This window comes from Parafannyhessea sp. (assembly GCF_051876455.1).
GTDB lineage: Bacteria > Actinomycetota > Coriobacteriia > Coriobacteriales > Atopobiaceae > Parafannyhessea.
Genome location: NZ_JBJEHW010000141.1, coordinates 1 through 11,552, shown reverse-complemented (window position 1 = coordinate 11,552; position 11,552 = coordinate 1). Strand labels below are relative to the sequence as shown.

General features: G+C 69.2%; 10 protein-coding genes. 8 read left to right on the top strand and 2 right to left on the bottom strand.

Annotation, left to right across the window (positions count from 1 at the left end; genetic code table 11):
* Window positions 1–168 precede the first annotated feature (168 nt).
* On the bottom strand, window positions 169–1,734 hold the full coding sequence (locus ACI38Z_RS06325) for a DUF2252 domain-containing protein (RefSeq protein WP_439789352.1): 1,566 nt from the start codon (window positions 1,732–1,734) through the stop codon (window positions 169–171).
* Between the two features lie 300 nt (window positions 1,735–2,034).
* Between ACI38Z_RS06325 and nadA the strand changes: the two genes are divergently transcribed.
* From nadA to ACI38Z_RS06295, 6 genes are all read left to right on the top strand, one after another.
* The gene (nadA, locus tag ACI38Z_RS06320; RefSeq protein WP_439789351.1) at window positions 2,035–3,051 is read left to right on the top strand and encodes a quinolinate synthase NadA; all 1,017 of its coding nucleotides are present in this window, start codon (window positions 2,035–2,037) and stop codon (window positions 3,049–3,051) included.
* A complete protein-coding gene (locus ACI38Z_RS06315; protein ID WP_439789350.1) occupies window positions 3,048–4,298 on the top strand; it encodes an L-aspartate oxidase in 1,251 nt (416 codons plus the stop codon). The genes nadA and ACI38Z_RS06315 overlap by 4 nt, the downstream gene beginning before the upstream one ends.
* Window positions 4,280–5,137 (top strand): carboxylating nicotinate-nucleotide diphosphorylase, encoded by an 858-nt coding sequence (gene nadC, locus ACI38Z_RS06310; RefSeq protein WP_439789349.1) that lies wholly within the window; start codon window positions 4,280–4,282, stop codon window positions 5,135–5,137. Before ACI38Z_RS06315 ends, nadC begins: the two co-directional genes overlap by 19 nt.
* Window position 5,138: 1 nt before the next feature.
* Complete coding sequence (locus tag ACI38Z_RS06305; RefSeq protein WP_439789348.1) at window positions 5,139–5,675, top strand: transcription repressor NadR; 537 nt, start codon at window positions 5,139–5,141, stop codon at window positions 5,673–5,675.
* 237 nt (window positions 5,676–5,912) lie between these two features.
* Window positions 5,913–7,226 carry a histidine--tRNA ligase gene (hisS, locus tag ACI38Z_RS06300; protein ID WP_439789347.1) on the top strand — a complete coding sequence of 438 codons (1,314 nt, stop codon included), beginning with the start codon at window positions 5,913–5,915 and terminating at the stop codon, window positions 7,224–7,226.
* A 34-nt stretch (window positions 7,227–7,260) separates the two neighbouring features.
* Window positions 7,261–8,136, top strand: a complete 876-nt coding sequence (locus tag ACI38Z_RS06295) for a DUF4282 domain-containing protein (protein WP_439789346.1) — start codon at window positions 7,261–7,263, stop codon at window positions 8,134–8,136.
* A 123-nt stretch (window positions 8,137–8,259) separates the two neighbouring features.
* On the opposite strand, the gene ACI38Z_RS06290 is transcribed toward ACI38Z_RS06295, so the two are convergent.
* Window positions 8,260–9,660, bottom strand: a complete 1,401-nt coding sequence (locus ACI38Z_RS06290; RefSeq protein WP_439789345.1) for a Na+/H+ antiporter NhaC family protein — start codon at window positions 9,658–9,660, stop codon at window positions 8,260–8,262.
* Window positions 9,661–9,815: 155 nt separating this feature from the next.
* Here ACI38Z_RS06290 and ACI38Z_RS06285 point away from each other — a divergent pair, with 155 nt between their 5' ends.
* Both ACI38Z_RS06285 and ACI38Z_RS06280 read left to right on the top strand, forming a co-directional pair.
* A complete protein-coding gene (locus tag ACI38Z_RS06285) occupies window positions 9,816–10,793 on the top strand; it encodes a LysR family transcriptional regulator (protein WP_439789344.1) in 978 nt (325 codons plus the stop codon).
* Window positions 10,790–11,552, top strand: a 763-nt coding sequence (locus ACI38Z_RS06280) for an RluA family pseudouridine synthase (RefSeq protein WP_439789343.1), incomplete at its 3' end; no start/stop codon positions are given. The genes ACI38Z_RS06285 and ACI38Z_RS06280, both read left to right, overlap by 4 nt.

Here is an 11,552-nt window from a genome sequence, read left to right as displayed (position 1 = left end):
GGCGAGATCCCCGACCAGTTTGGCTGGGTCCACAAGATCGACGTGGAGTAGCCGCGGGCAGCGCCGCTGACAGCGAGCCATAGGTAGCATCCGGACGGGAGCCGGGGCCGTGGGCCTCGGCTCCCGCTTTCCGTCGCGGCGCGGGCCGCAGGTGGTTAGCGTGCTACCTCAGCAGAAGCGGCCGTTCCGACGCGCGTCCAGGAACGCCTGGTAGTCCTTCTCGTTCTGATTCGCGTACGCGTGGGCGAACGTGCAGAACGCCTCGTCGTAGGCATCGTTCTCGCCCAGGTAGGAGGCGATGGCAAAGCGGTCGCCCGTGCGGGCGTGGGCGCGTGCCAGCGTCCAGCCGCACAGCGCCGCAAGGTGCGTGAGCTGGTGCGCGTCGATCTTGGTGAGGTCCGGCGCGCCCTTGCCGTCCCAGAGCTGGCGCACGTAGTAGTCGTGCGCGCGGCCGTCCTCTCCGGGAAGGCGCGTCCAGCCCAGCAGCGGGTCGGAGGCGACCTGGATGGCGCGCTGCCCCTCGACCACGCGCCTGCCCTGCTCGGCGTAGCCGCTCCTTCCCACGTAGCGCTCGAGCACGGAGGGCACGGCCTCCTTTACCTGCAGCACCAGCGGGTCGTCCTCGCTTGCGCCCTCGAACACGCAGATCCACGCGCGGAGTCCCACGGACCCCACGCCCACGACCTTGCGCGCCACGTCGACCCCCGTGTACGCGTCGAGCAGCATGCGGCGGCTTGCGGGGAGCGAGTCGCGGTAGCCGCGCAGCACGAGCCTGATGAGCCGTGCCGTCGCGTCCTCCGGGGCGACGCCCGCGTCGTGCGCGAGCCTCTGTCCGATGCGGCTCGCGGCGTCGTCCTGCGCCGTGGCCTTTGCGGCGATGTCCCGAACGGGCACGATGATGGGCGGGTCGCTCACGATGCGGAGCCTGCCGTCCACGACCTCCGTGAACTTCTCGACCGCACGGGCGTTGTTCTTGCGCTCCGCCTTGCTGATGGTCTTCTTGAGCGCCTTACGGTCCGACTTGTTGCCCACCTGGCTGACCAGCGCCTCGATGTGGCGGGCGTCGGCCTGCGCGTACCACACCTCGAGGTTTCCCATCTGCGCGAAGCCAGTCATGGACTGGTGGTACGTGCCCACGCAGGCGCGTACGGCGTGCCTGGCCTTGGAGGCGGAGAGCCCCAGGTCGCGCGCGCAGACCTCCACGGACGCGGCCAGCCGCTTGAGGTCCCACTCCCAGGGGCCGCGCGTGGTCTCGTCAAAGTCGTTGAGGTCGAACACGAGCTGCCGCTCCGGCGTGGCGAAGATGCCGAAGTTAGCGATGTGCGCGTCGCCAGAGGCCTGCACGCGGATGGGCGTGGTGGGCGTGAGCGAGAGGTCGCTCGCCATGGGCAGCGCGCACCCGCGGTAGAACGCAAACGGGCTCGCCGCCATGCGGACGTAGCGGATGGGGAGAAGTTCTGCCACGCGGCTGGGGGCCTGGCTCTGCAGCAGGTCGAGCGGGTCGGGACGGCCGGCGCCTTTGGGTGGCCAGACCGCCTGGGACTCGGGCGGGAAGTCCGCGCGCAGCCCCCTGCCGTACGCGCGAGACTCCTCGGGCGTGCGGCGCTCCGGCTCCTCGAAGGCCGCCTTCACGAGCGAGGCCATCCTGCGCGCCGCCGCCCTCTGCAGCACGTCGCCCACGATGCCCCTGCCGCCAGCCGTGCTGCCCGCGCCGTTCGCGCTCGCCTCTGCCATGCTTCCTCCCAAGGCCGCCGTCCTTCTCGCCCGACTCTACTACCCGCGTCGGCGGTGGACAATGTACCGAATTGCCCCGAAGGTGGGCAAGTCGCGGCGCCAGTCTGTGCCTGCCGGTGCGAGTCCCGCCCATCACATGCACGTCATGGCCCTTCACTTGCACACGAATCGCTGCACATGTCCGCCCGTTCTTCTCATCCGTGTTACTGACAAGACAGCTGACTTGTCATGTGTCTTGTCAGGTGTCATACTGCCGACCCAGTGAGCGCCAGAGGGGCGCATCGTTGGAAGGGAAGTTTGGTGGAGGACTACGTCAGGACTCCCGAGGAGGAGGCGAGCCTGCGCGAGGCGACGCGTCGCTTCAAGAGCGGGCGGGGCTCGGACCTCTCGCGCGAGGAGCTGGACCGCATCGCGCGGCGGGTGGAGGAGCTCAAGGGCCAGAAGGGCGCCGTCGTGCTCGCGCACTACTACGTGCCCGCGGAGACGCAGGCGCTCGCGGACTACGTGGGCGACTCGTTCTACCTCGCGCGGCTCGCGCGCACGCTCGACTGCAAGACGATCGTGCTCGCGGGCGTCTCGTTCATGGCAGAGAGCGTCAAGCTGCTCAACCCGGCGCGCACGGTGCTCAACCCGGAGCCGCGCGCGCACTGCCCCATGGCGTACATGGTGCGCAAGGCCGACGTGGATAAGGTCCGTGCGCAGTACGGCGACGACCTCGCCGTGGCGTGCTACATCAACTCGACCGCTGAGATCAAGACCTGGTCGGACGTGTGCGTGACCTCGTCAAACGCCGTCAAAGTCATTTCCGAGCTGCCGCAGCGCAACATCCTCTTCATCCCGGACATGAACCTCGGCCGCTACGTGGCCGAGCAGCTGCCGCAGAAGAACGTCATCCTCAACCGCGGCTACTGCCCCACGCACCAGCGCATCATCCCGCAGGAGGTCGAGCGCCTGGAGCTGGAGCACCCGGAGGCCGAGGTCTGCGCGCACCCCGAGTGCTCGCAGGAGGTCCTGCGCGAGGCGGACTACATCGGCTCCACCAAGCAGATAATCGAGCACATCGCGGCATCCGACGCGCGCGAGTTCATCGTGCTCACGGTGGTGGGCGTGGCCGCAGAGATCGCAAAGGTAACGGCCGGCCAGGGCAAGCGCGTCTACTTCCCGGCGACGCCGCCCATCTGCCCCAACATGGCGATGGTCGGGCCCGAGAAGGTGCTGGCCGCGCTCGAGGGCAACCTCGGCGAGGTCGCGCTCCCCAGCGACGCGGAGAGGGCCATGGCCCCGCTCGAGCGCATGCTCGAGCTGGCTGCCCGATGAGCGCGCAGGCAACCGCCCAGGTCGCGACGGGCGAGAAGAACGCGGCCACCCGGCAGGACCGGGGCCTCGACTGCGACGTCGCCATCGTGGGCTGCGGCGTGGCCGGCCTGTACGCGGCGCTCAACCTGCCGCGCCACCTGCGGATCGTCATGCTCTCAAAGGAGGACGTGGCCAGCTGCGACTCCATGCTCGCGCAGGGCGGCATCTGCGTCATGCGCGACCACGACGACTACGACTACTGGTTTGACGACACGATGCGCGCCGGCCACAACGAGTGCCGGCCCCAGAGCGTGGACACCATGATCTGGTCGAGCCGCGAGATCATTAACGACCTCATCCGCATGGGCGTGGAGTTTGACCGCACGCCCGACGGCGACCTGGACTACACGCGCGAGGGCGCGCACAGCCGCAACCGCATCGTGCACCACGCGGACGTGACCGGCAAGGAGATCACCACCAAGCTGCTGGCCCGCGTGCGCGAGCTGCGCAACGTGCGGATCTGCGAGTACACCACGATGGACGACATCCTGGTTGAGGACGGCGCCTGCGTGGGCGTGCACGCGCACGACCGCGACGGCAGGGCGCTCGAGCTGCGCGCACGCGACACGGTGCTCGCGACGGGCGGCGTGGGCGGCCTGTACGAGCACTCCACCAACTACCCCTGCCTCACGGGCGACGGCTGCCGCATCTGCGAGGAGCACGGCGTGGCGCTCGAGCACATGGACTACGTGCAGATCCACCCGACCACGCTCTACAGCACCAAGCCCGGCCGCTCGTTCCTCATCTCCGAGGCGTGCAGGGGCGAGGGGGCCGTCCTTCTCGATAAGAACGGCAACCGCTTCACGGACGAGCTCCAGCCGCGCGACGTGGTCTCCGCGGCCATCAGGCGCCAGATGGAGAAGGACGGCACCAAGCACGTGTGGCTGTCTTTCGCGAACGTGCCTGACGAGGTGTGCCGCGAGCACTTCAGCCACATCTACGAGCGCTGCCTGGAGGAGGGCTACGATATCACCAGGGAGCCGATCCCGGTGGTGCCCGCGCAGCACTACCTCATGGGCGGCATCCACGTGGACCAGAACTCCATGACGGGGATGGCGCACCTCTACGCCGCGGGCGAGACCAGCTGCAACGGCGTGCACGGCAAGAACCGGCTGGCCAGCAACTCCCTGTTGGAGAGCCTGGTCTTCTCGCGCCTGGCCGCGCGGGACATCGTTAGGAGGAGGCACGGATGGACCCAGTCAGCCTAAGGCTCCAGGCGGAGCCGCTCATCCTCATGGCGCTCCGCGAGGACGTCACGAGCGAGGACGTCACCACCGCGTCGGTCATAGGGCCCGAGGCCACGGGAAGCGTGCGCCTTATCGCCAAGGAGGACGGCGTGATCTGCGGGCTCGACGTGTTCGAGCGCACGTTCCAGCTGCTTGACCCCACTGCCAAGGCCGAGCTCGCGGTTGCCGAGGGTGACGACGTGACGGCCGGCCAGGACCTGGGATGCGTGCGCGCACACGTGCGCGCCCTGCTTTCGGGCGAGAGGGTCGCGCTCAACTACCTGCAGCGCATGAGCGGCATCGCGACGCTGACCCGACGGATGGCCGCGCTGTTCAAGGGGACCCGCACCAAGCTCGTGGACACGCGAAAGACCTGCCCCAACATGCGCGTGTTCGAGAAGGAGGCCGTGCGCGTGGGCGGCGGCGGAAACCACCGCTACAACCTCTCGGACGGCGTGCTCCTGAAGGACAACCACATCGACGCGGCCGGTGGCGTGCGCCAGGCCATCGAGGCCGCGCGCGAGCATGCGCCCTTCGTGCGCAAGATCGAGGTCGAGGTGGAGACACTCGACCAGGTGCGCGAGGCCGTGGACGCGGGTGCGGACATCATCATGCTCGACAACATGGACCACGAGAGCATGCGCGAGGCCATGGGCGTCATAGCCGGCAGGGCCGAGGTCGAGGTGTCCGGCAACGTGGACGCCGCCAAGGCCGCCACCCTGGCCGACCTGGGCGTCGACTACGTGAGCTCTGGCGCGCTCACGCACTCCGCGCCGATCCTGGACCTCTCGCTCAAGCACCTCACGGTGGAGGGACGCTAGCATGACGGGCAAGGAGCGCCGCGCGCGCATAGTGGAGCTGCTGGAGGCGGCGCAGGCGCCCGTCTCGGGCGCGGCGCTCGCCCGCGAGCTGGGCGTGAGCCGCCAGGTCATCGTGCAGGACGTGGCGCTGCTGCGCGCGGACGGCACGGCCGTAGTCTCCACGAGCCGCGGCTACGCCCTCGCGCGCGACGCCCGGCCCTGCCGCCTGCTCAAGGTGCGCCACCGCGACGACGAGGTGGCCGACGAGATGTACCTCATAGTGGACCTGGGCGGCACCATCGAGGACACGATGATCAACCACCGAACGTACGGCCAGATGAGCGCCCACCTGGGCGTATCGAGTCGCCGCGACGTGGAGCGCTTCCTGGACGACCTGCGCAACAGCCGGTCCTCGCTCCTGAGCAACATCACGAGCGGCTACCACTTCCACCACGTGCGGGCCGACAGCGAGGAGGCGCTGGACGACATCGAGCGCGCCCTCGGCGAGCACGGCTGGCTCGTCCCTATGAGCGACTACGAGCGCGAGGCCCTGCGCTAGGCTCGCGGGCCTCCCGGGTGCGCAGCATGACGTGCGCGGAGTACCTGCGGGACGTTCGAAACGGGCAGTAGCGCGTAAGGGTTTGGGTGTGCGATGCGTCTGCCGTCGCACTGTAGCGGGGTAGAGCGTCGACGTCGGCGTATACTTCATACCCGTCGGCCGTGGAAGGCACCGTGCGCCGCGCGGTGTTTGTGGCCACGGCCCTGGTCGCGCTGAAGGCGCGGAAGGAGGCCCACTGTGGCACAGAGGATTCAGGGTACGGAAGACCTGTACGGCGGATACATGCGCGCATGGCAGCACATGCAGGACGTCGCGCGCGAGCTGTTTGGCGCCTACGGGTTCGACATGATAGAGACGCCCGCGATCGAGCAGGTGGACACCTTCGTCCACGGCATCGGCGAGTCGACGGACGTCGTCCGCAAGGAGATGTTCCGCGTGTTCTCCGGCGCGCTCATGGAGCGCCTGCTTGACGCCGGTACGGAGAGCGGCCTCAAGGCCAAGCAGCGCATGGCCATGCGCCCCGAGGGCACGGCCGGCGTCGTGCGCGCCGCGGTGGAGAACAACTTCGTTCCGCAGGGCGGCGCGCCCGTCAAGCTGTGGTACGGCGAGGCGATGTTCCGCGGCGAGCGCCCGCAGAAGGGTCGTCTGAGGCAGTTCCACCAGGTGGGCGTCGAGTGGCTGGGCGCCCCCGATCCCGCTGCCGATGCCGAGTGCATCATCATGCTGATGGAGTTCTACAAGCGTATGGGCTTCGACCCCAAGCAGCTCACGCTGCGCATCAACTCGATGGGTGACGCCGAGTGCCGTCCCGCCTACCGCGAGAAGGTCCGCGACTTCATCCTCGCCCACAAGGACGAGATGTGCGAGGACTGCCTGGAGCGCGCGGAGATCAACCCGCTGCGCAGCTTCGACTGCAAGAACGACCACTGCCGCGAGGTCATGGCAGGGGCGCCCCTCGCCAAGGACAACCTGTGCGACGCCTGTGCCGAGCACTATGCCAAGGTCAAGCAGTACCTGGACGAGGCGGGCGTGAGCTACGTCGAGGACCCGACGCTCGTCCGTGGCCTCGACTACTACACGCGCACGGTCTTCGAGGTCGAGTGCGAGGGTGCGGGCGTCGGCGCCATCGGCGGCGGCGGTCGCTACGACGGCCTGATGGAGCTCGAGGGCGGCAAGCCCACCCCGGGCATCGGCTTCGCCGTGGGCTTCGAGCGCATGTACCTTGCCCTCAAGTCGCTCGGCGTGAGCATGGACGGCGAGGAGCCGGGCTGCGTCTACGTCGCGTGCACCGGTGCCGACGAGCGCGACGCCGCCTTCCGTGCGACGCTGGCGCTTCGCCAGGCGGGCGTGCGCACCGAGGCAGACTACCAGGGCCGCTCGCTCAAGAGCCAGTTCAAGCAGGCCGACAAGCACAACGCGCGCCTGTGCGTCGTGCTCGGCTCCGACGAGGTGGCCGCGGGCGTCGCCACGCTGCGCGACATGGGCACGCACGAGCAGGTGCAGGTGCCGCTCGCGAGCCTTGCCGACGAGGTGAAGGCTCGTCTGGCATAGGGCCTGACAATAGGAGAGTTCCAAAGGAGGACCCATGTTGTACGGATACGGATACGACTCTTACAGCAACCCGCTGACCTCGTGGGCCAACTTCGGTGGCGCGCTCGGCGTGCTCATGCTCATCGCGTTCATTGCGGCGATCGTGCTCACCGTCATGGGCTACAAGCGCTTCATCTCGGACAAGAGCGACATGCACCTGAGCTTCTCCGACAAGCGCTCCTGGGGTCCGTTCCTGCGCTTCGACGTCCTGCTCATCGACAAGATCCTCAAGGCGCTGTACCTCTTCAACTCGCTCATGATTGCGTTCGGCTGCCTGGCCGTGGTGCTGAGCTCCATCAGCTTCGGTGTCGGCGCGTTCCTGGGCACCCTGGTGGCCATGGCGATCGCGTGCATCCTTCTCGAGCTGCTGTGCCGCGTCGTGAACGAGTTCCTGATCCTGAACATCGTGATCGCGCGCAACACCTCCGACATCAAGCGCGACCTGCGTGGCCTCAAGGGCGAGAGGGACGCGGGCATGCCCGTCGAGGGCATGGGCTTTGACGGCGCGCCCGTGCCGCCCACTGCACCGGCTTCCGCTGCCGCTGCCGCTGTCCCGGTCGCGCCAGCGCCCACGTCGGAGCCTGAGCCCGCTCCAGCTGCCCCGGAAGAGGCACCAGCTGCCCCCGCCTCGCAGGTGGAGCCCGTCGTGGAGCCGGAGGCAGAGGCCCGCGTTGACGCGGGGACGGAGCCAGAGGCTACCAACGAGCCCGATGCCGAGGAGGCCGCTCCCACCACGGTGCTGGAGAGGCCTGCGGAGGATGATTCCGAGTCGGCCCAGCAGGAGCATGTCGTGCGCTTCTGCCCCAACTGCGGCTCGCCCGTCGGCCCGAACGACCGCTTCTGCGGCGAGTGCGGACAGAGGCTCAAGTAGGGGAGCCGTTCTTCTCGCCCAAGTAATGACAAGCAGGGCGCCCGCGCACGGTCATTCCGTGGCGGGCGCCCTGTCTTAGGAGGAAGTTGCCCGGCCTCGCGGCGGCGGGACCGGGCAGGGGCACTAGGCTGCGAGGCCGCGGCGCTGGCCCTCGTTGCGGAAGCGCCTGACGTCGTCCCTGCGGTCGAGGCCCAGCAGGTGCGCGTAGCCGGTGTCCGTGAAGCCCTGGTGCGCGTGCTGGTACATGGAGATGACGAGCGTCCACAGGGGGATGAGGTAGGACAGGCAGTTCCACGCGATGCTCGCCATGGGCATGCCCACGAAGGCGATGATGCCCACGCACGAGGTCGACCAGGGGATGAGCGCGGGGATGATGGCGGCGCTGTTCTCGAGGTCGAGGGCGAGCGCGGAGCCGTCGTGCTCCGTGTCCTTGCAAAGCTGCGCGGTCAGCATGAGGGCGACGACCTGGTCGCAGGCGATGGTGCACGTGGCGATGCTCGTGAGCAGCACGCTCACGAACGGCGTGGAGTGCTGCGCCAGGTTGTTGACGTAGTCGCGCAGGCCGAGGAGCAGGCCGGTGCCCTCGAAGATGCCGGAGTACGTGGACGCGGTGGCCACGATGAGCGCGATGTCGAGCATGGACGCGATGCCGCCGCCGTTGACCATGCGCGCGATGGCGAGGTTCTTGCAGTGGTAACCCATCACGAGGATCGCGGGGAGCTCCGCCACAGGCACGTGCTGCACGAAGACGCAGATGAGAAGTGCGGTCGCCAGGCTCGCGACCATGGTCTTCTTGACGCTCACCTTGAGGAGCGCCAGCACGAGGATCACGATGGTGGGGAGCGCCACGATGAGGCCGAGGTTGAACGAGTACGCGAACGAGCCCGCGAACGAGGGCGCCATGCCGGAGCCACCGGCGACGCCGCCGGCCAGCAGGTAGATCAGGCAGCACAGCGCAAAGGGCACGGCGCCGGTGCGCACCATGCGGCGCACGTTGTCGAAGAGCTGCGTCTTGGTGACGCTCGCCACGAGCGCGGCGGAGGACGAGATGGGGGAGCAGCGGTCTCCCACGAAGGCGCCCGCGAGGATCGCGCCGCCCACCATGGCCGCGTTGGCCTTCATGGCAGTGGCGATGGTCATGCAGATGACGCCCACCGTGGCGGACGCGGCGTAGGAGCTGCCCGTGAGCATGGACATGCCAGCCGTGAGCAGGAAACTCACGATCACGAGGTTGCGCGGGCTCACCAGGTTGGCGGACCAGCAGGTGATGGCAGGGATGGTGCCGGCCGCGCGCCAGCTTGCCGTGAGCGCGCCGATGAGCACGAACAGCGTGAGGACGGTGCCCACGCTCTTGAGGCCGGTGGCCGCCATGCGCGAGACGTCGCGCACGCCAAAGCCGCGCCAGATGCCGTAGCCCGCAAACAGCAGCATGCCAAACACCAGAAGCGGCAGCAGCTGTACGTTCAGGACGATGCCCGCCACCAGCACCGCGGCGAATGTGAGAAGAACCCCGGCCTCGACCATGTTTGCTCCCAGAACCTCGTACCCGTCCCCCGACAGGCATTCCCTTACTTTCCGACTCGATAGGGTAGGGTCTTGGGAATCAGTAGTCCAACTGTTATTATCGGTATCAGAAACAAGATATTTTGGTGATATGGGCCCGTCCCGGGAGGCAGCGCATGAACTTCTCGACCATGGACTACTTCGTGGCGCTGGCGGAGGAGAAGAGCTTCACCAAGGCGGCCGAGCGGCTCGCCGTGACGCAGCAGACGCTGTCCGCGCACATCGCCGGCGTGGAGCGCGAGCTGGGCGTGCGCCTGGTCAACCGCAAGGTGCCGCTCACGCTTACGTACGCGGGCGAGGTCTTCCTGGGCTACGCCCGGCGCTTCCAGGCGATGCGTCGCACCATGGGGCAGGAGTTTCGCGACATCGCCAAGGACGAGCGCGGCCTTTTGGGCGTGGGCATCGCCAGCACGCGCGGGCACATGCTCATGCCGGCGACGCTCGCGCGCTTCCAGCGCGAGCACCCCGGCATCAGCGTGCTGCTGCACGAGTCGGAAAACCAGGAGCTCATCAGCCTCGTGAAGGAGGGGCGCGTCGACCTCGCGGTGGCCACGGTGCCCGACGACGAGCCCGGCCTGGTGGTGCGCCGCCTCTGCCGCGAGAAGATCGTGCTCATCCTGACCGAGGACCTGCTGCGCGCCTCGTGCGACGACGTTGCAGAGGCCCGTCGCGAGGCCGCGCGCGGCAACCTCGCGCCGCTCGCGCGCTGCCCGTTCATGATGCTCGGCAAGGCGGACGAGCCGGGCGCCATCGCGCGCCGCATCCTGGAGCGCTCCGGCGTCAAGCCGTGGAACAGGGTCTTCTCCAAGAACTCCGAGACGCTCATCGAGCTGGCGGCGCGCGGCGTGGGCGCGTGCTTTGTGCCGCGGGCGCTGGCCCTGGGCGCCATGAGCCGCCACCCGGAGGCGGGCCTCACGGCCGTGGGCCTGGGGGACGACACCGCGATCACCATATCCGCCGCGTGGCGCGACTCCGACCACGTGTGGAGCGTGATCCTGGCGTTCTACGAGCTGCTCGCAGACGAGCTGGTGCAGGGCGAGAGCGCGATGCTGGGCCTGGACGCGAAGGTCGCGGCCGGGGGCCTGCGCGCATGAGCGCCGCCGGGGGAGAAGGACGCGGCCCCGCGCGCGTGGCCCGCTGCCTGGGCGCGAGCGACGGCTCGGGCGGCACGCCGCGTGAGCTCCGCCTGGAGGTCGCGGCCCCGTGCGACGCCCAGGGGCTGCTGCGCTCGATGGGCTGCTCAAAGCCCGTGCTGGCGCGCGTGTTTGGCGAGGGGGCGCTCGTGCGCGCGGGCGCGCCGCTCGCGCGCACGGACGCGCTGGCCGCAGGCGACATGGTGACGCTGCGGCTCGCGCGCGGGGGCGCGACGCCGGCCGCGGTGCGCCTGCCGCGCGGCGTTGCCGAGCCGCGCGTGCTCTACCGGGACGCGTTTCTGCTGGCGGTGGACAAGCCGGCCGGCATCCTGGTGCACTCGGACGGCGGCGGTGCCGTCACGCTCACGGACTGGGTCGCGGCGCGGCTCGCTGCCGCGGGGGTGCCGGCCACGCCGCAGGCCGTCCAGCGGCTCGACGTTGAGACCACGGGCGTCACGCTCTTCTCGCTCGCGCCGGAGTTCCAGCCGCAGCTGGACGCCCTGGTCGCGGGCCATGCCATGCACAAGCGCTACCTGGCCGTGGTCGAGGGTGCGCTGCCCGCGGACCTCGGCAGGATCGAGGCGCCCATCGGCCGCGACCGCCACGACGCGCGCCGCATGCGCGTCTCCGCCTCCGGCAAGCCGGCGCTCACGCGCGTGCGCACACTGTGCCGGCGCGGCGGCCGCGCGCTCGTGGAGCTGGAACTGGGCACCGGCCGTC

What these genes read in the sequence shown, in the direction of transcription:
- ACI38Z_RS06305 (WP_439789348.1), top strand. Translation starts at nt 5,139, where the DNA reads ATGACGGGCAAGGAGCGCCGCGCGCGCATAGTGGAGCTGCTGGAGGCG.
- nadC (WP_439789349.1), top strand. Translation starts at nt 4,280, where the DNA reads ATGGACCCAGTCAGCCTAAGGCTCCAGGCGGAGCCGCTCATCCTCATG.
- ACI38Z_RS06325 (WP_439789352.1), bottom strand. Translation starts at nt 1,734, where the DNA reads ATGGCAGAGGCGAGCGCGAACGGCGCGGGCAGCACGGCTGGCGGCAGG.
- ACI38Z_RS06295 (WP_439789346.1), top strand. Translation starts at nt 7,261, where the DNA reads ATGTTGTACGGATACGGATACGACTCTTACAGCAACCCGCTGACCTCG.
- ACI38Z_RS06285 (WP_439789344.1), top strand. Translation starts at nt 9,816, where the DNA reads ATGAACTTCTCGACCATGGACTACTTCGTGGCGCTGGCGGAGGAGAAG.
- ACI38Z_RS06315 (WP_439789350.1), top strand. Translation starts at nt 3,048, where the DNA reads ATGAGCGCGCAGGCAACCGCCCAGGTCGCGACGGGCGAGAAGAACGCG.
- ACI38Z_RS06290 (WP_439789345.1), bottom strand. Translation starts at nt 9,660, where the DNA reads ATGGTCGAGGCCGGGGTTCTTCTCACATTCGCCGCGGTGCTGGTGGCG.